Annotated in this window: 13 protein-coding genes and 1 pseudogene; 8 read left to right on the plus strand and 6 right to left on the minus strand. The window is 71.5% G+C overall.

Going from position 1 to position 20,389, the window contains the following annotated elements; genetic code table 11:
• Positions 1–77 precede the first annotated feature (77 nt).
• Positions 78–2,906, minus strand: coding sequence for a helix-turn-helix transcriptional regulator (locus ACFRKB_RS23280; RefSeq protein ID WP_383108282.1), 2,829 nt, complete (start codon positions 2,904–2,906; stop codon positions 78–80).
• Positions 2,907–3,093: 187 nt separating this feature from the next.
• Here ACFRKB_RS23280 and ACFRKB_RS23285 point away from each other — a divergent pair, with 187 nt between their 5' ends.
• The 3 genes from ACFRKB_RS23285 (at position 3,094) to ACFRKB_RS23295 (ending at position 7,282) form a co-directional block, all read left to right on the plus strand.
• The gene (locus tag ACFRKB_RS23285) at positions 3,094–4,503 is read left to right on the plus strand and encodes a diacylglycerol/lipid kinase family protein (protein WP_383108283.1); all 1,410 of its coding nucleotides are present in this window, start codon (positions 3,094–3,096) and stop codon (positions 4,501–4,503) included.
• A gap of 392 nt (positions 4,504–4,895) precedes the next feature.
• Entirely contained in the window at positions 4,896–6,218 is a 1,323-nt protein-coding gene (locus ACFRKB_RS23290; RefSeq protein WP_383108284.1) for a peptidase, read from the plus strand.
• Positions 6,219–6,499: 281 nt separating this feature from the next.
• Positions 6,500–7,282 carry a polysaccharide deacetylase family protein gene (locus tag ACFRKB_RS23295; RefSeq protein WP_383108285.1) on the plus strand — a complete coding sequence of 261 codons (783 nt, stop codon included), beginning with the start codon at positions 6,500–6,502 and terminating at the stop codon, positions 7,280–7,282.
• Between the two features lie 85 nt (positions 7,283–7,367).
• On the opposite strand, the gene ACFRKB_RS23300 is transcribed toward ACFRKB_RS23295, so the two are convergent.
• The 4 genes and pseudogenes from ACFRKB_RS23300 to ACFRKB_RS23315 form a co-directional block, all read right to left on the minus strand.
• On the minus strand, positions 7,368–8,072 hold the full coding sequence (locus tag ACFRKB_RS23300) for a hypothetical protein (protein ID WP_383108287.1): 705 nt from the start codon (positions 8,070–8,072) through the stop codon (positions 7,368–7,370).
• A 214-nt stretch (positions 8,073–8,286) separates the two neighbouring features.
• Positions 8,287–10,305: a PA14 domain-containing protein gene (locus ACFRKB_RS23305; RefSeq protein ID WP_383108288.1), complete on the minus strand. Its 2,019-nt coding sequence runs from the start codon at positions 10,303–10,305 to the stop codon at positions 8,287–8,289.
• A 186-nt stretch (positions 10,306–10,491) separates the two neighbouring features.
• Entirely contained in the window at positions 10,492–10,863 is a 372-nt protein-coding gene (locus ACFRKB_RS23310) for a DUF6193 family natural product biosynthesis protein (protein ID WP_383108290.1), read from the minus strand.
• Positions 10,864–10,965: 102 nt separating this feature from the next.
• Positions 10,966–12,015 (minus strand): annotated as a pseudogene (locus ACFRKB_RS23315) (type IV secretion protein Rhs); the annotation flags it as partial.
• Positions 12,016–12,278: 263 nt separating this feature from the next.
• On the opposite strand from ACFRKB_RS23315, the gene ACFRKB_RS23320 reads away from it, so the two are divergent.
• The 4 genes from ACFRKB_RS23320 (at position 12,279) to ACFRKB_RS23335 (ending at position 17,503) form a co-directional block, all read left to right on the plus strand.
• Positions 12,279–12,878: a hypothetical protein gene (locus ACFRKB_RS23320; RefSeq protein WP_383108291.1), complete on the plus strand. Its 600-nt coding sequence runs from the start codon at positions 12,279–12,281 to the stop codon at positions 12,876–12,878.
• Positions 12,879–13,194: 316 nt separating this feature from the next.
• Positions 13,195–14,709 carry a hypothetical protein gene (locus ACFRKB_RS23325; RefSeq protein WP_383108292.1) on the plus strand — a complete coding sequence of 505 codons (1,515 nt, stop codon included), beginning with the start codon at positions 13,195–13,197 and terminating at the stop codon, positions 14,707–14,709.
• Positions 14,710–14,834: 125 nt separating this feature from the next.
• On the plus strand, positions 14,835–16,166 hold the full coding sequence (locus ACFRKB_RS23330; protein ID WP_383108293.1) for an AAA family ATPase: 1,332 nt from the start codon (positions 14,835–14,837) through the stop codon (positions 16,164–16,166).
• Between the two features lie 131 nt (positions 16,167–16,297).
• On the plus strand, positions 16,298–17,503 hold the full coding sequence (locus ACFRKB_RS23335) for a vWA domain-containing protein (protein ID WP_383108351.1): 1,206 nt from the start codon (positions 16,298–16,300) through the stop codon (positions 17,501–17,503).
• A 186-nt stretch (positions 17,504–17,689) separates the two neighbouring features.
• Here ACFRKB_RS23335 and ACFRKB_RS23340 read toward each other — a convergent pair whose 3' ends face one another.
• Positions 17,690–18,025, minus strand: a complete 336-nt coding sequence (locus ACFRKB_RS23340) for a GYD domain-containing protein (RefSeq protein ID WP_383108295.1) — start codon at positions 18,023–18,025, stop codon at positions 17,690–17,692.
• A gap of 473 nt (positions 18,026–18,498) precedes the next feature.
• Between ACFRKB_RS23340 and ACFRKB_RS23345 the strand changes: the two genes are divergently transcribed.
• Positions 18,499–20,292, plus strand: coding sequence for a trypsin-like serine protease (locus ACFRKB_RS23345; RefSeq protein ID WP_383108296.1), 1,794 nt, complete (start codon positions 18,499–18,501; stop codon positions 20,290–20,292).
• The last annotated feature ends 97 nt before the right edge of the window (positions 20,293–20,389 follow it).

A 20,389-nucleotide genomic window follows, 5' to 3' on the forward strand; every position in this document is an offset into this window, starting at 1 on the left:
CCTTCCGCATGCTCCCCGTCGCGGCGGCGGGACGGCATCACCCACGGGAGGTGACCGCGCACGGCAGGGCCGGCAACTCACAGAAGGCGGAGCTCACGGCCGCGCTCGACCGCTTCCCGGCGGCGGGAGACACACAACTTGCGGTAGAGGCCCCGCAGATGCGTCTTGACGGTGTTGACGGACAGGTGCAGCGCGGCGGCGATCTCGTCGGTGGACATCATCTGCTCCAGGTGCGCGAGCACTTCCCGTTCCCGTCCGCTCAGCGGTTCGATCAGGACCGGGTCGTCCCGGCGGTCCGGTGGCCGCGCGGTGAGCCAGGCAGGTACGCCGAGTGGGCAGTCCGGACGGTGGAGCAGATGCCGTAGCCAGGGTCCGGCCTCGGTGAAAGGCTGCCGCAGCTGTTCGGGGCGTGCCGCGTCCAGAGCCTGGGCGAGCAGGGCGTGCGTGGTCGCGGGGTCGCCGTCCGGCAGCGCGGCGCGGGTCCGCAGCAGCCGGATCCGTACGCGGTCGGGCAGGGTCAGCCCCGGTGCGCCGTCGACCGGTGCGACCAGGCGCAGGGCGGTCTCGGTGTGCCCGGCGGCGAGGTGGGCGAGCGCGAGGGCGACGGTCCGGGACGGGCCGCCGGATTCGGTTTCGGCCCCGTCCAGGGATTCGGCTTCGGCCCCGTCCAGGACGGAGATCGCCGTCGCGTGGTCTCCGCGGGCCAGGGCGACGGCGGAGCGCGCGACGGCCCGGCGTTCGGCGGGCCAGGGCAGGGAGGGCGGGCCGAGTTCGTCGTGGGGTGCGTCGTCCGGTGCGTCGCCAGGTTCGTGGTCCGGTGCGTCGCCGAGTGCGTCGCCGATGTCGTCCAGGGGCGCGAGGGCCGCCGACTGCCGGCCCCGCGCCAGTTCCACCCGGGACCACAGGACCGCTGTCTCGGTCAGCAGCAAGGGGTCGTCTCGGGTGTCGGGGAGCGCCTCGGCGGGGCCGAGGTGGTGCATCGCGGTGCGGATATCGCCGCGTTCGAACGCCACGACGGCCAGCGCCAGTTGACCGGCCCCAGAACGGCGGGGCTCGGGTATGCGGTGCTGCTCGGCGACGCCGAGGGAGCGCCGGGCGTGGTCTGCCGCGGCGGTCAGCGCACCGTCGACGGCCTCGGCCAGGGCGAGCCGCCCCAGGCACTGGTGCCGTACGAGGGGCGGCACCTCGGCCCCGCAGGACCGCACAGCCTCCGCGAGTGCGGCGCCGGCGTCGTGGAGGCGCCCGGACAACAGCAGGGCCTGGGCCAGCCCGTACTGTCGCAGCACCTCGATCTCGGGGTGCTCCTTGATCCGGAGCGGTGGCAGCCGCCCCATCAGTTCCCCGACCAGTTCACCGACCATTTCCCCGACCAGCTCCCCGGCGTGTGGTGCCGTCGCGTCGTCCGCCCCCGTCTGCCGCTGCTCGTACGACCCGGACAGCAGCCGCAGCAGGGCGTGGGTGAGGTGCGCCTCGGGGGTGGGCCGTGCTCCCTCGCGGTACAGGTCGTGCTCCGCCCGCGCGAGGTGCGCGCGACAGCCCGCGGAGTCGTGCCGTGACAGCCGGCAGGCTGCCGCGATCAGGGCGGGTTCGGCTCCCGGGACATCCGACGGCATGCGGGAGAAGAGCTCTTCGAGCCCTCCGGCCCCGGGGCCGGGGTCAGGGTCGGGGCCGGGGTCGGCCAGCAGACGCCCGACCATCAGGTGCTGGACGGCCTCGGTGGCGCCGTACTGCCAGTCCTCGCCCGCCACCGCGTGCGCCAGGGCCTCGGCGATCTGCCCGGAATCGGCGAACCAGCGTGCGGCCCGGCGGTGCAGCCTCGGTTCCAGGCCGGGCCGCCGGCCGCGCAGGTGTGCGTGGAGCACCGCGGCGAACAGCGGGTGGAAGCGGCACCACCGTGTGTCGCCGATGGGCTCGACGAAGGCGTTGGCACGCGTCAGCCGCGTCAGGATCAGCTCGGCGTCCTCCTGTCCGGTCAACGCGTTGGCGAGATCGGGGTGCACCCGGTCCAGGATGCTGACGCGCAGCAGCAGCTCCCGGGTCGCGGCGGGCTGGGCGTCGAGGATTTCCGCGAGCAGGTAGTCGGCCACCGCGTGCTCGGAGGCGGTGAACGACCGGACGAAGCCGTCCGCGTCGCCCGACCCCCGCATGGCCAGGGCGCACAGCCGTACCCCGGCGGCCCAGCCCTCGGTGCGGCTGGTGAGGGCCCGCACGGTCGCCGCGCCCGGCACCAGGCCGTGCCCGCGCAGCAGCACGGCCACCTCGTGCGGGGTGAACGCCAGATCGCCGCCCCTGATCTCGTACAGCCGGTCCTCGGTACGGTAACGATGGAGCGGCAGCGAGGGGTCCACCCGGCTGGTCACGACCAGGCGCAGCTGCGGCCCGGCGTGGTCCAGGACGAATTCCAGGCCCGATGCCACCTCCCGGCCGGGCACCTTGTCCAGCCCGTCGAGTACGAGGACCACCGGCTCGGGCAGCCGTTCCAGGGCGGAGCAGAGGCGGACCAGCAGCGAGTGATCGACGCCGCCGGCGCGGCCGGGCACGCCGGGCTCACCGGAGAGCTCCGTGAGCGCGGTGAGTCCGGTGAGTCCGGTGAGTCCGGTCAGTCCGCGGCGGAACGCGTCCACGACGTAGGCCCAGAAGACACCGGGGGTGTCGCAGGAGTCCAGGGTCACCCACACCACCGGTCCCGGGGCCGTCCCCCACCGTGTCCAGGAGGAGACGAGGGTGGTTTTCCCGGCCCCTGCCGGGCCTGTGACGAGGGTGAGCGGTCCGTTCGTGCCATCGGCGAGCCGGTCCAGAAGCCGTTTTCTGCGGACGAAGCCGCGGGCGACGGCCGGGACCGAGAACTTCGCCGCGAGCAGCGGATCCCCGGAGGGATCCAGCGGTGCCCCGGCTGCTGGATGCATGCGCACCACCCCAGGTGGCCATGGACAGCAGGCGTCAGTAGGCATTCCCATGGTCGTGCGCTCAGCCGTAGATCGCCACGCGAGGGCCGGGAGCCGGTCACCCGTACCGGGTGATGCGCTTCGCGGACCGCGCCCATGGGATGGAGGACCGGAGCGGTGCCTTTTCATCGGCGGGAGGCTTGATCGCGTGGACAGGCGTTGGGCCGCACGCCTCGCACTGGCGGCGGGAACGGCGGCGCTGCTGGTCCTCCTGGTGTTCGCCGGGCTGCGGAGCGTCGTACTGGTGGGGGTGGGGCTGGCGGGGCTGGCCGTGACGGCCGCCGGCGTGTGGTGGGTGCTCGCGCACGCGGGCGCGGCCAGGGCGCTCGCTCTCATACTGGCGATCGGCGCACCGGTCGCCGTCGTGGTGTTCTACGCGTTCGCCGGAGTGCTGTGGGTCGTGCTCGTCTCGCTCGCCCTGTGGACGCTGGCCGTCTCCGCCGGCAGAACAGCACTGGCGGAGCCCGGCCCGGCGCGCCCGCCGGAACGCCGGGTCGCTCCTCCGAGACGCCCGTTCCTCATCATGAACCCGCGCTCGGGCGCCGGAAAGGTCGGAAGGTTCCACTTGGTGGACAGGGCCAGGGCTCTCGGCGCCGAGGTCGTCGTGCTGGACCCCGCGCATCCGCAGGACGTGGCCGAGCTGGCGCGGCGGGCCGTGGACGACGGCGCCGACCTGCTCGGCGTCGCGGGCGGCGACGGTACGCAGGCCCTGGTCGCGGGCGTGGCGGCGCAGTCCGGCGTTCCGTTCGTCGTCATCTGCGCCGGGACCCGCAACCACTTCGCCATGGACCTCGGCCTCGACCGCGAGGACCCCTCGGCGTGCCTCCAGGCCCTCACCGACGGCGTCGAACTCCGCGTCGACCTCGGCTTCATGGGCGGCGGCTCCATGGGCGGCGGCTCCATGCGCGGCTCCATGGGCGGCGACTCCATGGGCGGCGGCTCCATGGGCGAGGGGGCGCCCCCGGCGGAAGGCCGCGAGCGCGTCTTCGTCAACAACGCCTCCTTCGGCGCGTACGCGACCGTGGTGCAGAGCCCGGCCTATCGCGGCGACAAGGCCCGTACGACCCTTCAGATGCTGCCGGACCTGCTCACCCACCACAGCGGCCCGCTCCTGAAGGTGCGCGCCGATTCCGTCGCCATCGACGGACCCCAGGCCGTCCTGGTGAGCAACAACCCCTACCGGATGGGGGATCCGGCGGGCTTGGGATACCGGGACCGACTGGACTCCGGCGTCCTGGGAGTGCTCGGTGTCAAGGTCGACAACGCGGTCCAGGCGGCCTCGATGCTTCGCGGCCGACGTGGCCCCGGGCTGACCTCGGCCACCGCCCGGGAAGTCGTCATCGAAGCCGACGCACCTTCCATCCCCGTCGGTGTCGACGGCGAGGCCCTCACCGTGCCCGCCCCTGTACGCTGCCGGATCGCACCGGGCGCGCTGCGCGTACGGCTGCCGCGTCACCGTCCGGGCGTGCCGCGCGGGGCACCACCGATGAACTGGCGCAGGGTACGCGGACAGGCGCTGACGGTAGGACGGGCCGCGGCGGGGCGTACCCCGCTCTGACCTCGGGGTCAGGACCTGGCGCGCGTCACCTCACCATGCCGGGGCGAGGGGTCGGCTCCCCACGCCTCCGCGGAATGACATGGATCACCAAAGTGACCCGTACAGGGAAAGCAACTATCCCTTTATGGGGGCAATTGCCCGCCGTGTGAGAGTGGTGTGCCGCGCTCGTCGCCTCCCTAACCTGCTTCCGACAACGGTGTTTTCGGTCATACGATCACCGACGAAGCCCTGCGTGGGTGCTACCGCAGCGGCTGCCTCACACACTTTCTCGAACCCGCTTGCTGAACCCGCCTGCTGAACCCGCTTGTTGAACCCGCTTGCTGAACCCGCTTGTTGAACCTGCTTGCTGAATCCGCTTGTTGAATCCGCTTTCGGACCCGCGAAGGACTCCGTTGAACATACGCCGCATCCTTGCCACGGCCGTCGCCGCCGCCGTGACCACCCCCGTCATCCTGCTCTCCGTCACCCCCGCGCTCGCCGACGCCAATCCGTCCGCCGCCTCGCGGGCGCAGCAGCAGGGCGAGCGGGACAAGCCTTCCATCGAGGAACTTGAGAAGGCCGCCGAGAAGGCGCAGAAGGCGTACGACGACGCCGTAGCCGCCAGGGAGGCCGCGCGGGTCGTCCTGGAGGCCGCCCTCTCCGATGAGGCGCCCCTCACCGTCGCCGCGAAGAACGCCAGGAAGGAGGCGGCCGACGCCGCCACCGCCAAGGAGAACGCCGACAAGGCGCTCGCCGACGCCCAGGCCGCGCTCGCCGCGTTGCCCGAGACCGCCACCCCCGAGGAGAAGGCGGCTGCGGAGAAGGCCGTGGCCGACGCCGAGGCCGCCGCCGTGTCCGCGGAGGAGGCCAAGACCACCGCCGACGCCAAGGCCGCGACGGCCGGCCAGGTCGCCGATGACGCCCGGGTCGCCGCCGCCCGGGAGTACTCCAAGGTCCAGAACGCGCCGGAAGAGGCCCTCAAGGCGAAGGAGGCCGCCGACAAGGCGCTCGCCGACGCCAAGAAGGAGGAGACGGAGCCGGACGAGCCGGGGTGTGTCTTCGAGAGCAAGCTCAGCACGGTCGTCACCGGCCTGCCGTCCAAGATCGTCGCGGCCTCGACCACCGACTTCTCGCTCCGCGTGACCAACGGCACGGACAAGACGCTGGACGAGGTCTCCCCGCGCGTCTACTTCCACGCGACGGACAAGGGCGGCTACAACGTCATCGACGACGCCTTCCACCTGCAGTGGTCGACCACCGCGTCCCCGGCCTGGAAGAACGTGCAGGGCAGCACCGCCGGCTCCATCCGTCCGCTGAAGGCCGGCGCCCACGCCGATGTGAAGCTGCGCCTGAAGGTCGACGCCGAGGCTCCGGCCGGGCACGGTCTCGCCTTCGTCGCCGGTGACTACGTCAACGACGACGAGTCCTGTGGCGGCAACATGTCCACCGAGTACGAGTTCGAGCTCCTCGCCGCCGGCAGCGCCGTCGACGACGTCGACGACGCCAAGCCGGGCAAGACCACGCCGGACACCCCGCACACCCCGGACAGCAAGCCGCAGGGCGGCACGTCCACCACCCCGGTGGACTCCGCCGACCCCGCCGGCACCGGCTCCCTCGCCAGCACCGGCTCCCCCTCGGCCCTCCCGCAGCTCGCTGCGGCGGCGGGCGCGGCGGCGGCCCTCGGCGCCGTCGTGGTCTTCGTCGGCCGCCGTCAGAAGGCCGGCTCCGCCTCCTGACAACCCGTGACGACCGTCTGACACGGCCTCAGCCGAGTGCGCTGTGAGAAAGGGCGCCCCCTTCCCAGGGGGCGCCCTTTTTTCCGGCAGCGACCAGCTCCCTGCCGGCCTGGCTGAACCGGAGTTCGCCATCCGGTCCGGGTGCTGTCGCGGAATTCCGGCGTTTGTCGCCGGCCCCCTGCGGATTCGTCCGTGATCCGTAACAGAGGGATCTTGTGCGGGCGTTCGTATGTCTTCATGGGCGCACGGCATCGACGGAGACAGCGAAGGGGCGGGCGGACATGGCAAGGCATCAGGCAAGGGGATGGCACGGCCGGCTTGTCGCGGCGGCGCTCGGGGTGACCGTCGTGGCCGCTGCCGCCTCACTGTGGACCGCGCAGGCCGACCCCGCCGGAGGCCGGCAGCCGCAAGCGAGTGTCTCTGCGCCGGATGCCGAGCGCCAGGACGGGAAAGTGACCAAGGTGGCGGCGGACATCGTGCACGCTTCGGACCGCGGCGACCGGGGCGTCAACATCACCATCGACGACGGACCGGACCCGGCCTGGACGCCGCAGGTGCTGCGACTGCTGAAGGACAACGACGCGAAGGCCACGTTCTGCTTGGTGGGCCCGCAGGCCGAGGCGTACCCGGACCTGGTCAAGGAGATCGTGGCGGCCGGGCACCGGCTCTGCAACCACACGGTCTCGCACGACACCGCCATGGACACCAAGTCCGAGGCCTACCAGTCCCAGCAGATCATGGATGCCGAACGCATGATCATCAAGGCGTCCGGAGGCGTCCGGTCGCAGTATTACCGGGCCCCGGGCGGTGCGTTCACCCCGTACAGCCGGCAACTCGCCGCGTCCCACGGGATGCGGCCGCTGGGCTGGAACGTCGACTCCAGAGACTTCGAGCGTCCCGGCGCGGACACCATGGTCGCCACCGTCAAGAGGGAGATCTCCAACGGGCCGACCGTCCTGTTCCACGACGCGGGAGGGGAACGCTCCCAGACCGTGGCAGCTCTGCGCGAGGTGCTGCCCTGGCTGAGGCAGCAGGGGTACTCCTTCGGCTTCCCCGTGCGGTGAGTAAGGCTCGCCCGCACCGACACCCCGACCTCGTCCCGCGCGGTCGGCCCCGGGGTCGGTCCGACGACGGCCGTGACGGTGGTACTTACGTGGTGGGCGCGGTGTCGTCATCCAGGTCGCCGCGGAGGGCGGCGATGGCGAAGGCCACCATGGAGGCCAGGAGGATCAGCGCGAGCGGCCCCCAGATCGCCGGGATCGCCCACATCGGCCAGTCGTTGGCCGCTTGTGCCCAGAGCGTCAGGATGGCCGCGGCACCCATGCCGACGCCGTGCCACCGCACCATGGAACCCGCTTTCGCATGACGCCGGTTGCCCCGGGCGAAGAGTGGCCACAGGCTCCCGACGAGGGCGGGCAGGCCGAAGGAGACGCAGGCGAGTGCGCCGCCGAGGCGGTCCTCGGGCCACCCCAGGGGCCCGTCGGACGTCTGCTGCCGCCGTCCGTCGTCGGCTCGTATCTCGACGACGCGCCCGTGCCAGATCAGGCCGACGACCTTGTCTCCCGGCCCCAGGTCCGACGCCACCGGATCAGTTCGCTGGAACGTCACTTCCCACGGCTCACCGGACGACAGCGACAGTTCCGCTTCCGGCGGCTCACCCTTCTCGCCGCGGTGCATGTCGGCCCGCCGAACGGTGAATTCCTGTTCCCACAGGCACCCCGACGCCTTCACCGGGACCGAGGCACACGCCGGCGCGGCACGGAACTCCCGCTCCCGTTCCAGCGCGTCGGGGATCTCGAAGGCCGTCGCCACCCCCAGGCCGAGAACCACGACAGCGATCAGCAGCCATGCCACGGCCCCTGCCACCCTGTTCCGCGCCGACTTCATGTGTCCCCCGTTCCCCCCACCGCTCCCGCGGCCTCCCGTACGCGTAGGGGAACACACCGGCCGACGGCCGGCCGATACCCGCTACCGGCAGCGCCCGCCCCGCAGGTTTGCCGGGCCAAGGAAACAACGATTCCCGCCTCGGCCCGTCGGCCCGTCGGCCCGTCTGCCCGTCGTCGGCCCGTCAGCCGGTCGTCGGCGGCATCGGGACCCAGTCCGAGCCGGGGGCCGTCTCCGTGCCGTCGGCGAGGACGGCCGTCACCCAGTAGTAGTGGGTCGTGCCGGAGGCCGCCGTGGTGTCCGTGTACCACGTGAACGCGTGCGGGTCGGCACCGGTCAGCGGCTCGTACCGGCCCGCGGCCCGGTCCCAGCGGTACACGCGGTAGCCCGTCGCGTCCTCGACCGCGTTCCAGGACAGCTCCACCGCGCTCCCCGTCCCCGTCTGGGCGTTCAGGTACAGGGGCGAACCCGGGGGAGTGGGGACCGTCGGTGTCAGGTCCAGCGCGGTGACGATCCTGACGTCGGCCGCCTTGGTCCACCGGTAGTTCGAGTTGCCGCTGGTGTCGACGGCGTCGATCCAGAAGCAGCGCTCGCCGCCGTCGGGCTTCGCCGCGTACAGGTAGTGCGTGGTGGACTTGTTGAGGTACGCGTACTCCCCGCCGCTGCACACGGTCTCGCCGTCGTCGCCGCGCAGTACCTCCCCGACGTAGACCACATACCGCGCGAGGTCCGGCTCGGTATTGGCCTTCCAGTTCAGCGCGATGCCGTACTCGGTCGCCTCGGCGGTGACCCCGCTGACGGCGGCCGGCGGGGTGATGTCCCGGGCGGGGACGAGCGTGGTGACGGACGCGGTGTTGGAGGCGACCGACTCGCGGCCACCGTTGTCGTAGCCCTTCACCACGTAGTGGTACGTGGTCTCGGCGGCCGTGGCGGTGTCGGTGCAGGTGTACTGCCTCCGCCCGTCGGCGAGCGTGGTCGACCGCACATCGCACCGCACCGGCTCGCCGGTGGTGCCGACCGGCAGGGACGTGGAGCGGTAGACGTGGAAGTCGAAATAGCTCCCGTCCTTCGCCGGGTTGACCTTCCAGGTCAGTACCGCCCGATCGGCGTCGGCCCGGGCGGTGACCTCGTGCGGCGCCGCGACGGGGCGCAGCACCTCCACACCGGCGTAGCCGGAGTACCGGCCAGCCCCGTCGATGGACCGCACCAGGTACGTCCGCTTCTCGGACCGGGGGGCCGCGGTGTCGGTGTAACCGGTGGTGGTCGTCGTACCGAGGAAGCGGATGCCACCGTCGTTGGCGCGCCACTCGACGGAGTACTTCACCGCTCCCGGCACCGCCTTCCAGGTCAGCTTGTTGCCGGTGTCCAGGCCCTGCGCGGTCAGCGCGGCCGGTGGGGCCACGGCGATGCTGGTGACCGGTACGTCCGCGCTGCCCGTGGAGACGTTGCCGGCCTTGTCGTACGCCCGGACCTCGTAGTAGTAGGTGCGGCCGGCGACCGTGGGCAGGTCGGAGAGCGAGGTGCCGGTGGTCACACCGACGTACGCCCATGTGGTGCTGCCCGACTCCCGCCGGTAGAGGCGGTAGCCGGCGAGATCCATCTCCTTGTTGCGCGCCCAGGAGACCACGGCCTTGGCGGTGGCGTTGTCCAGCCTGCCCGTCACCGCGGTGGGGGCGAGCGGCCGGACCTTGTCGACCGCGGCGGTGGTCCGGGGCGTGTAGGAGAACTTGACGTTCGCGGCCCCGGTCCAGGCGACGAAGTCGACGCGCAGGGTGTGCGTGCCGGCGGGGACGGTGAGATCGACGCTCTTGCTCTGGGTGCTGGAGACGTTCCGCCACAGGTCGATCTTGCGGACGCCGTCGAGGTAGACGCGGATGCCGTCCTGGGACGCGGCGGAGAACGTGAACGGACCACCCGAGCCGAAGTCGCGGGTGACGCTCCAGCGCACGCCGAAGTTGTCCCGGGGCAGGGCGACACCCGCCGGGGCGCCGGTCCCGTAGTTCTCGTTGATGGCACTGTCACAGGCGGTCAGCTTGGGGGTGCCGCTGAAGGTGGTGTTGGCGTAGAACTGTGCCTTCCAGACCGGAGAGGCACATGTCACGGCCGCGCCGGCCGGGGTGGCCGCGGCGCTGAGCAGCGTGCCCGCGACGACGCAGACGACGCCCGCCGCGCTGACGGCGCTCAGTGGGTTATGAGGTCTCACAGAAAGAGGCTTCCTTTCGGCCACGATCACATGGGCGAGGAAGTGACCATCCGGAGCCGCGTTTGGTTGTACACCCTGCCCGGGTCAGCCCGGCCCGGCTCGGACCAGTCCGGCCCTGTCACCGGTCCCCGTAGTCAAGGACAGGGGGTGTGGCGGGAACGCGGGCGGAGTCCTCCGCATCAGAAGTCACAGGTCGTCCGGGGTGCCGTCGACGGCCGGTCCGCAGCCCTCGGGGAGGTTGTCAGCGATCAACTCGTAGGCTTCCTCCACCGTGTCCACCTCCCCGATGAGTGTGTTGTCGGACTCGCGACGCACTCGGTACCCGCCGACGGCCTGGGGGAAGGCGGTCCCGACATCGTGCGTCCACGGGTATCTGGTGCACCGGCTCAAGTACAGAACCCCGTGGCTGACCATGGGGAAGAGTTCCCGCAATGACGGGTGTCCGTAGGCCGTGCGGGGCACGATCGGGTCGATCCGCTCCGGGCCGTAGGACAGAACGTATTCCCATGCCGCAGCCACGACGTCCGCCGAGTTCTGCGGCAGGTCATTGTTCGTCATGAACGGTTACCTCAAGTGTTTCGGGAGTTTCGACAGATCCGGCTGGATCTCGGGGATGTCGGGTTTAGGTACCTTGATCTCCTTGTAGCCCCCGTTCTCTTCGTCACCGGTGGCCACGTCCACCGGGTCGTTCTCGCAGATCTTCTTCTCCAGCGAGATGGCGTTGCGGCGCGGCTCGTCCCTGGAGTTCTTCAGAGTGTCCGGCTTGCTCCGGGTGGAGTACGGACGCTTTCCGGGGCGCGGGGCGCCGTCTCCGTGGTCGGGCACCCTGACCTGCCGGGCCAGCCGTTCCTTGATGTCCAGATCAATCTTCTTCTGGCTCTCGGATATCTCCTTGACCGCCTTCGGCAGTGACGTGCCGAGGTGGTCGCCCATCACCTTGTTGGCTTTGCCGAGAGCTTCCATCGCCTTGTCGACCACGGGGTCCAGGGCGCCGGCGATGTCGTCCTTGCCCCGGGTGCGGCCGTGGTGGGTCCTGGCCTTGGCCAGCTTGCCCGCGGTCTTGCCGTGAATGTCGATGCTGACCAGGTTCAGCTTGGTGCCGGCGCGGTCGTGCTCCGAGTGCTCGATGTGCACGCCCTTACCGGACGAGGGTCCGGGGCCGTCGGCGGAAGCGAGACGCAGGGAGTCCTTGGCGCCCGCCATGCCCTCCTGGAAGCCCTCCTTGCCCGACTGGCCGACCTGGTTCATGTCGATGCCGTCCTGGAAGCCCAGCGCGTTGGCGCCGATCTGCACCGCCAGATCCGCGGCCATGTTCTCCAGTGCGGCGACGGCCGGTTCGGTCATCGCCGAGACGATGTAACCGACGACTTCTTCCATGCACTCCTTGATCACCTTGCGGATGGCTTGCTGGGCGATGGCGATCGCCGCACCGCCGATGAGCATGGACAGGCCGCCGGTGACCGGGATCAGGGCAATGGAGACGCCTGCCTTGCCGGCCAGGACGCCCAGGTGGCCGAGTGCCGCGTACTTCATGACTTCGATCGCGGTGGCGGCGTTGTCCAGAGCACCCGCGATCGTGCGGGCGGCACCGGCGATGTCCTTGGCGTGCTTGTTCTTGACCTTGCCCCAGTGGCCGTTGAGCGCGTCGAGGGCCTCACTCTGGCCGGACGACAGCAAACGTTGCACATGCTGGTTGGCGAGGTGCCCGTCGCCCTCGCCGACAGGCCAGGTTCAGCCGCTCGCATTCTCTTGACGACTGACTCCGTTGTCGAAAAACAGCCGAATGAGGTAGGTAACCTCTCGGCCCCATCGTATTTCTCCACGATTCCCGCGCTTCGCCGGCGGGAGGAAATTACTCGGAGCGTTGACCAGTACCGGCGTGACCGCGAAGATTATGTAACGGGAACTGGCCGGTCGTTTTCATGATAGAGTCTCAAATGAATTCACAGGTGCCACGAAAAAAGGGGAATGGCGTGAATACCGAGAAGGTTGCGGCTCGACGTCTTACGGCCGGAGAGGTTTCAGAGCTGGGCCTCCAGGACGAAATCTTTGTCTCGGCGGAGATGAATGGCCTTCCTCTCGACTGCTACGCCCCGGCTTTCCTTACGGAGCCGGGTAAGAATTTCGAGGGAGGCTCCTTCACGGCGAGGACGATCTTCGGTGACGAAATCCATGTTCTCCCGGACAATGCCGAGGAGCGCGGGATCTGGGTCGCCGACAAGGCGGGGGAAGAAATCGAGCTTCTCCAGAGTGCCGGCGTCCTCCTGAATCTCGCACTCTTCGTGCCCGGCGGGAACAAGGAATCTCTGGAGTCGCTCTACTCTTCCGCGCGGGATGCGTTCGGCGCGGGGATCGTTCAGCGCTGGAGCGAGGAAGTCGTCGCGGTGCCGGACGTCAAGGTCGACCTGTTCGAGGAGCCGACCCGGGGGCGGAAGAACACGAGCAGCCAGAACCGCGACCGCCGCGCCCTGGACATCTACCCGACCCGAGTGCGGTTCATGGAGCCCAGCGACGGCTGGAAGTTCATTGTCGAGCCGCACAAGGAGATCGTCGACGAGACACCGACGATCTGACCTGAAGGCAGCCCAGGTCCTGTCCGGCAGGACAGGACCGGGAGGCCACGTCGGCAGCGCAAACCCTCCCGGTGGCGAATTCCAAGGGGCGTAACACCGACTGGCCAAGCGGCTGTTGTCAGCGACTCGGCGAGGCGCTCGGCTGGGGTCTCCCAGCCGAGCGTCTTGCGTGGACGGGCGCTGCGGCGGGCGTCGAGCGAGGGCGATGCGCGGTCGAGGGGGACTGACAGATCCTCAACGCGGTGCTTATGATACCGGGGATGAAGAACTACTCCTCGTACAGATCGGGGGCATCGTTCGCGCAAGGTGATTGCTGATGGCACATCACTTCGCGTTTGCGATTCCGACCCACCTGCTGATGTGGCAGCGCGTGCGTGAGTACGCCGTGCCACCGTCCATGATCGAGACCGCCACCGCACGGCGTGCGGTGGGTGACTGGGCCGGGGCGTGCGCCGCCGCCCGGGTCGACATCGATCTTGATCTGCGTGCCGCGCGCGACCGCCACGGCACCGAGCTCGTCACCCGTCTCCGTGCGGACCTGCGCCGTCTGGCTCCGGATCTGCTCCGCTGGCACCTGCCCCGGATCGCCCCCGACGGGCGGCTCCGCGCCGGCCTCACCATCTCCCTGGCCCATTACCGGAGTTCGGGGGGCGCGCCGCTGCATCTGGTGGTGCGGACACCGCCGGCCTGGGCGGACGCGGGACAGCGGATATCCCTGGCTCTGTGGGAGGAGTCCGGGAACAACGTCCCAGGACACCTTCCGCATACGCATCCGCATACGCCGCACCCGCATCCGCATCCCGACCGGCGTTTCCGGCTCGACCTGCACCGGCATCTCTGGGACTCCGAGCGGAGCGGCGAACTGGCGTGGCGATGCGGCGCGGGCGAGGCGCCGCCCGGGGTGCCGTCCGACCGGCCCTACGTATTCGCCCGGTCACGCTGGGCCGCCGAGGCCGAGTTGCTGCTGCGGGCCGAGGAGCGCGCTCGCGGGGCCTTCACCGTGCGGCTCGGTACGCGGAGCCGTGCCGTGCTCGAACTCATCGCCCCCGACGACAGCCATGCCCCGACGTTCCGGCCGCTGCGGAAGACGCTGCCGCGGCAGGAGGTCGCGGCGCTTCCGGTGCTGCCGGAGGCGGCGGCCCGGCTCCTCCCGGATCTGGAGCTGCTGCGGGCCGGGCTGGTCGCGGCCGATCGCCTGCATCCGCTCGTCGCCACAGCACTGGCGGGGTTCGGCTCAGCGGCGCCGGGGTTCGGCTCAGCGGCAGCGCCGTCCGGCTCGGGTACGGCGGCCGGCCCCGCCCTCCGGCCAGGTGATCCGCACCGGGTGGAGTGCCGGGGTGAGGTCCACCGGATAGCGCTGCGGGACGGCACACTGTCAGCGATCGATCACGACCCGGCGCAACTGCGCCGGGAGGAGCTGCTGGTGGCGCTCGGCGGGCCCGCGCTCGCCTGCCTGCGGGCCATCGACGAGGTGCACCGTGACCCGGAGGCACTGCCCGCGGTACGCGAGCGGCTGCGCCATGGTGACGTCGCCGGGGCGCTGGCCGTGGTCGAGGGCTTGCTCGGTCCCGGTGCGGTTCTGCGTGACGGGCCGCTGCGGAAGGAACTGGAGTCGGCCGCGGCCCGCCGCGTCGACCACGGACTCTTCCGCTCGGGGCTGGCCGCCGTACACCCCGGTGCGGGTGGGGCAGCGGGCGTAAGGGACTCGGACCCGAGGCCCGCGGCGGCGGGTCACCGTCCCCGGCTCGACCGCCGTACGCCTCTCGCTGTGCGCCGCAAGCGGAGCAACCGGGCCCGGCCCCGTACCGGCCTGTACTCCAGTACCAGTTGATCAGCTGTCCCGCCTGAGTCCCGTGCTCGCGCCGCGTATGACGCGCGGTACGCCCAAGGCGGGCGTACGCCCACGCCATCAGGGACGGGCCGTCCCGTTCCTCCATCCCACCCAAGGTGATGCCCATGACCTCCAGTACCCTCCTGCCCAGCCCGCTCCCGGCCCCTAGCGCTCCCGTACCCACCCCCGCATTCACCGCCGCACCCACCGCCGACGGCGCACCCGGAACCGGCACCCAACTCGCCGTCGCCGACGACCTCCTGGCCCTCCTGCGCACGACCACCACGGAGCCGCGCCCCGACGAGCAGCTCGAAGCCCTCACCCTGGCCGTCGCCGCCGACCTGCCTGTGCTGCTCTGGGGCGAGCCGGGCATCGGCAAGACCGCGGCCCTGACACAGCTCGCCGCTACCCTCAACCTGCCGCTGACGACCGTGATCGCCAGCGTCCACGAGCCGACCGACTTCTCCGGGCTGCCCGTCGTCGGCGACGACCCGGCGGTGCGGGGAGTGCCGATGGCGCCGCCGCGGTGGGCCGTGGAACTCGTACGGGCAGGACGGGGACTGCTCTTCCTGGACGAACTCTCCACCGCCACACCGGCCGTCCAGGCCGCGCTGCTCCGGGTCGTCCTGGAGCGGAGGGTCGGTGCGCTGCAACTGCCGCCGGAGGTACGGATCGTGGCCGCGGCCAACCCGAGCGCGTCGGCGGCGGACGGGTGGGAGCTGAGCCCGCCGCTGGCCAACCGGTTCGTGCATCTGTACTGGGTGCACGACCGGGACGTGGTGGTGCGCGGACTGGGCGGGGTCTGGCCCCGGGCGGAGCTGCCCCGGCTGGTGCCGGAGCGGTTGCCGGAGGCAGTGGCCTTCGCCCGGCGCGCGGTCTGCGGATTCCTGGAAGCCCGGCCGACGCTGATCCACCGGCTGCCCAGCACGGAGACGCGGCGCGGCGGTGCCTGGCCCTCGCCTCGGAGCTGGGAGGCCGCGTTGGCCCTGCTGGCCTTCGGTACGGCGGCCTCCGCCTCCCGGGAGGTGCTGGCACTGCTGGTGCGGGGCACAGTGGGGGACGGGCCGGGGCTCGAACTCCTCGCCCATCTGGACCGGATGGATCTGCCGGACCCCGAGTCGCTGCTCGCCGATCCGGCCTCCGCCGAGCTGCCGGTACGGGGCGATCTGCGGCAGGCCGCGCTGGAGGCGGTGGTGGCCGCCGTCGGGGCGCGGCCCGAGCGGGCACGGTGGGAGGCGGGCTGGGCGGTGCTGGTCCGGGCGTTGGAGACCGGCGCCCCGGACCTGCTGGTCGCCCCCGCGACGGCGCTGGCCTCGCTGCGGCGCGACGACTGGGAGGTGCCGGCGGCGGTGGAGCGGCTGGTCGGGGTGATCGGCCTCGCCCGACGCGCGGACCGGTCGGTGGGGCGGGTCGCGGCGGCGGCGGACGCCCGGCGCGCGACGGGGGTACGCCGATGACGCGGGACGCGAAGCGCCCGCTGCCGCGCCCGATGGCCCGGCCCGCGCCGCCACGCCCGGTGCGGGCCACCGTGCCGAGGCCACCGGCCGGCTCCGGCGCTCCGTACGGCCCGCCCGGTCTACCGCTGGACATGGAGAAACTGCTGGCCGCCCGGCTGCACGCGGTGAAGGTCCGTCCCTACCTGGCGAGCGCGCTCTTCGCGCTGCACGTGGTGGAGGACCGGTCGGTGCCGACGATGGCGGTGGACGCGCACTGGCGCTGCTACGTCTCCCCCGGCTTCGTCGCGCGCATCCCGGTGGAGGAACTCGCGGGCGTCTGGGTGCACGAGGTCTCCCATCTGCTCCGGGACCACCACGGGCGGGGCGAGCGGTATGCGCGGGACCACGAGGAGTACGGGCCCGGCGCGCGGCTCCGGCGGAACATCGCCGCCGACTTCGAGATCAACGACGACATCTACGGTGACGGTCTGCCCCTGCCCGCCGGGGCGGTGCTGCCGTCTCTGCTGCGGCTGCCCGGAGGACTGCTGATGGAGGAGTACCTGCGCAGGGCGTCGATGTCAGGGCTCACCGGGGACTTGGCGTGGCTGGACTGCGGCAGTGGCGCCGACGGGCAGGGCCGGCCGTGGGAGCTGGGGCCCGACGGGGCACACGGGCTGAGCAGGCAGCAGCGGGACGCGGTCCGCTTCCGGGTCGCCGAGGGGATCAGGGGGCGGCCGGGCGAAGCCCCGGAGGGATGGCGCCGATGGGCTGACCAGGCGTTCCATCTTCCGCAGCCGTGGCGGCGATTGCTGGGGGCCGCGATCCGCTCCGCGGCGAGTACGGCGGGGGCGGGCGAGAACCACAGCTACCGGCGCCCGTCCCGGCGCTCGGCCGGTGTCCCCGGAGTGCTGCTGCCGAGCCTGCGCCGTACGCCGCCCCGGGTCTGCGTCGTGATCGACACCTCCGGGTCGGTGAGCGACGCCGAGCTGGGCAGCGCGCTGCTGGAGGTCGCGGCGATCTCACGGGCGGTGGGCGGGCGGCGCGACCTGGTCTCGGTGATCTCCTGTGACGCGGCGGCCGGGGTCGCCGCCCCGCTCTGCCGCGCCGAGAACATCGAGCTGGTCGGCGGTGGCGGAACGGATCTGCGCTCCGGCTTCACCCGGGCGCTCCGCTCCAGGCCCCGCCCGGACGTGATCGTCGCCCTGACGGACGGTCAGACACCGTGGCCCACCGCGCAGCCGCCCTGCCGCACCGTTGTCGGTCTCTTTCCCCGTCCGGCCCGCGCCGCGGAGGAAGAGAACCCCGACTACGTCCCGGACACTCCGCCGCCCTGGGCGCGCGTGGTCACCATCAACTGAGAAGGGGACGGGCCTTGTTGAAGCGGCGCGACCGGCAGCCTTCCAGGCCGCACCGTACCCGTGCTCGTACCGGCACCCGTGCTCGTACCGGCACCCGTACCGGCGCACCGCACCCGCACCGGCACCGCACCCGTACCGGGGCACCCGCACCGGCACCGCACCCGCAGCGCCCCCGCACCGCCTCGCTCACGCCCGCCCCGCACCGGGACCGGGGGCGCGGAAGTTCACCTGTCGGCGGGCCGCCTCGTCGATCTCGTCGATCGTGAGAAGCGGCGTGGCCCGGGTGCGGAGGGCACCGCTGGCCTTGACGGTGAGACTGACGGCGGCCATGGAGACCGGGTCGGGGAAATCGACGATGAGCACGATGTCGTCCTCCCCGAAGGCGAAGTACATGGCCTCGACCCTCCCGCCGAGGCCGGCGACGACCAGGTCGACGGCGTCCCGTCGGCCACTCGCGCCTTCGTTGAGCAGCCCCTTCGTGCCCTCGGGCGTATAGGTGGCTTGGATCAGGAACTTCGGCATAGGGACGCTCCCTGCCCATCGATTGCCCGGTACGCAGAGTGGACTTCCCGGGTCACGCCGCCCCTCACTTGCCGAACGGCTGGATTCACCCATTGGGAGCTGAACCACTTTCCCCCGGCCACGGCGTTGGCAGCAGTGGCCGGCGCCCTGGGCCGACCGGGCGACAGGCCGTCGGAGATCACCCGGCGTCGGGTGCGTGGGCGGGCCGGTGCGCTCCGCGGGCGGTGTGACCAGCGACTCGGCCGCGGAGCGGATTTCTCACGGTAAAAGGAAACATTCCGGTGAACACTTCGCCGAGTAGGCGGCAGGCGGTGGTCGGGCCCCGCCACCGGGGCCTAGCATCGCTTCGCCGGAGGGGGGCTCCGCGGTGGGGGACGGCCAAGTTGTCTGTGCCGCCGATTCCTTGAGCGTCGTCAGCCTGTGTGTCCCTCGGGCAGTCCGATGCTTTTTCCTGGGGGATCCGGAGACACCGAGTGATACCTGTCAAGCGCGGCTTCATGCGTCGCGCGGCCCTTTTCTGCCTGTCGGGTGCGGCGTTGACTCTCGCGCTGCCCGCGGCGGGCACTGCCCAGGCGGTGGACGGCCCCGCCCTCCCGGGCGCCGGTACTGTCCGTACCACCGTCGACAACTCCGTCGCCGCCAAGACGGTCACCGACGAGGCCACCCTGCGTGCGCGCGTGGCCTCCGCCGGCCGCGCGGTCGCCGCCCAGCAGGCCGAGGAGCCGACGGCGTCCGCGCCCACGACGCCGAGCACGTCGGGTGACACGAGCAAGCCGTCGCCGTTCATCATCGGCGGCACCGGGACCACCATCGCCACCGCGCCGTGGATGGTTCAGCTGTGGTACGCCGACGAGACCACCGACGAGTACTACTTCTGCGGGGGCACCCTGGTCGCCCCCAACAAAGTGCTCACCGCCGCGCACTGCGTGAACGGACTCGACTGGCGCGGCCACGGCGTCGTCAACTCCGGGGTGACCAGCACCGAGTCGGACGGTGTCCTCACCGGCGTCGCACGCCAGTGGCAGCACCGCTCGTACGACGACACGACGGTGCGCAACGACATCGCCGTGCTCACCCTGGACACGCCGCTGAAGCAGCAGTGGCTGCGGCTGGCCCAGACGCAGGACAGCGCGCTGTACAAGGCGGGCACCACCGCCACCGTCTACGGCTGGGGGGTCACCTCGGGCGCGTCGGACGCGTTGGCGACGAACCTGCGCAAGGTCAGCCTGCCGCTGGTCAGCGACACCACCTGCGACACCTCGATGCGGAAGATCCTGGGCAAGGACTACTTCGTCGAGGGCAGCATGATCTGCGCCGGTACCCCGGCCACCGGCACCGACGCGGGCACCAAGGCCACCTGCAGCGGTGACTCGGGCGGTCCGCTGATCGCCGGCGGCAAGGTCATCGGCATTGTTTCGTGGGGTGTCGAGGGCTGCACGGCCAAGGGCGCCTACTCGGTGTTCACCAAGGTGTCGCCGTACGCCTGGGCGGCCGAGCCGCGGATCAACGACACCGACTACAACTACGACGGCCGTGCGGACCTGGTGGTGCGGGCGCCGTCCGGGAACCTGTCCGTCCAGACCAGCAAGGGCACCTCTCTCAACGCGCCCACGAACTTCGGGTCGGGCTGGCAGTCCCTGTCCTGGGCCCTGCAGACGGACATCGACCGGGACGGCGGCTGGGACATCCTGCACCGCGACAAGGCCGACGGCCGGCTGCACCTGATGAAGGGCGACCCGGTCACCGGAGCGATGAAGGACATCGTCGTGACGACGGTGTCGGGTGCCTACGCCTCGTACGCCGTCCCCGGTGACGTCACCGGGGACGGCCGCCCCGACCTGGTGGCCACCGACACGGCCGGCAACGGCTGGGTGTTCCCGGGCAAGGGCAACGGTGAGTTCAACGCACGGGTCAAGTTCGCCACCGGGTCGCTGAAGGGTTACAAGATCTTCGGCCGCGGTGACTACAGCGGTGACGGCAAGCCCGACCTCCTGGTGCGCGACACCTCCAACCGGGTGTTCCTGTACCGGGGCACGGGCAGCGCCACCGCGCCGTTCTCGGCCCGCATCACCGTCCGCACCGGCTGGAACTTCACGTCGCTGATCGCCTCCGGCGACGTCAACGGCGACGGCCTCGCGGACATCATGGCGCGGGACTCCGCCGGCACTCTTTGGCTGTACCCGGGCACCGGCAAGGCGAGCGTGGACATCTTCGGTTCGCGCAAGTGGCTGGCCGGCGGCTACAACAAGTACAACCTGCTGTTCTGAGCCGCGGCGGGGGGGGGGGCCCCGGCCGCGCCGCCCCCCCCCGCCCCCCCCCCGGGCCCCCCCCCGCGCCCCCGGGGGGGGGTGGGGCGCCGCGGCC

Source organism: Streptomyces scopuliridis (assembly GCF_042790125.1).
GTDB lineage: Bacteria > Actinomycetota > Actinomycetes > Streptomycetales > Streptomycetaceae > Streptomyces > Streptomyces scopuliridis_A.

What these genes read in the sequence shown, in the direction of transcription:
- ACFRKB_RS23335 (WP_383108351.1), top strand. Translation starts at nt 16,298, where the DNA reads ATGGAGAAACTGCTGGCCGCCCGGCTGCACGCGGTGAAGGTCCGTCCC.
- ACFRKB_RS23280 (WP_383108282.1), bottom strand. Translation starts at nt 2,906, where the DNA reads ATGCATCCAGCAGCCGGGGCACCGCTGGATCCCTCCGGGGATCCGCTG.
- ACFRKB_RS23295 (WP_383108285.1), top strand. Translation starts at nt 6,500, where the DNA reads ATGGCAAGGCATCAGGCAAGGGGATGGCACGGCCGGCTTGTCGCGGCG.
- ACFRKB_RS23340 (WP_383108295.1), bottom strand. Translation starts at nt 18,025, where the DNA reads ATGCCGAAGTTCCTGATCCAAGCCACCTATACGCCCGAGGGCACGAAG.
- ACFRKB_RS23330 (WP_383108293.1), top strand. Translation starts at nt 14,835, where the DNA reads ATGACCTCCAGTACCCTCCTGCCCAGCCCGCTCCCGGCCCCTAGCGCT.
- ACFRKB_RS23325 (WP_383108292.1), top strand. Translation starts at nt 13,195, where the DNA reads ATGGCACATCACTTCGCGTTTGCGATTCCGACCCACCTGCTGATGTGG.
- ACFRKB_RS23310 (WP_383108290.1), bottom strand. Translation starts at nt 10,863, where the DNA reads ATGACGAACAATGACCTGCCGCAGAACTCGGCGGACGTCGTGGCTGCG.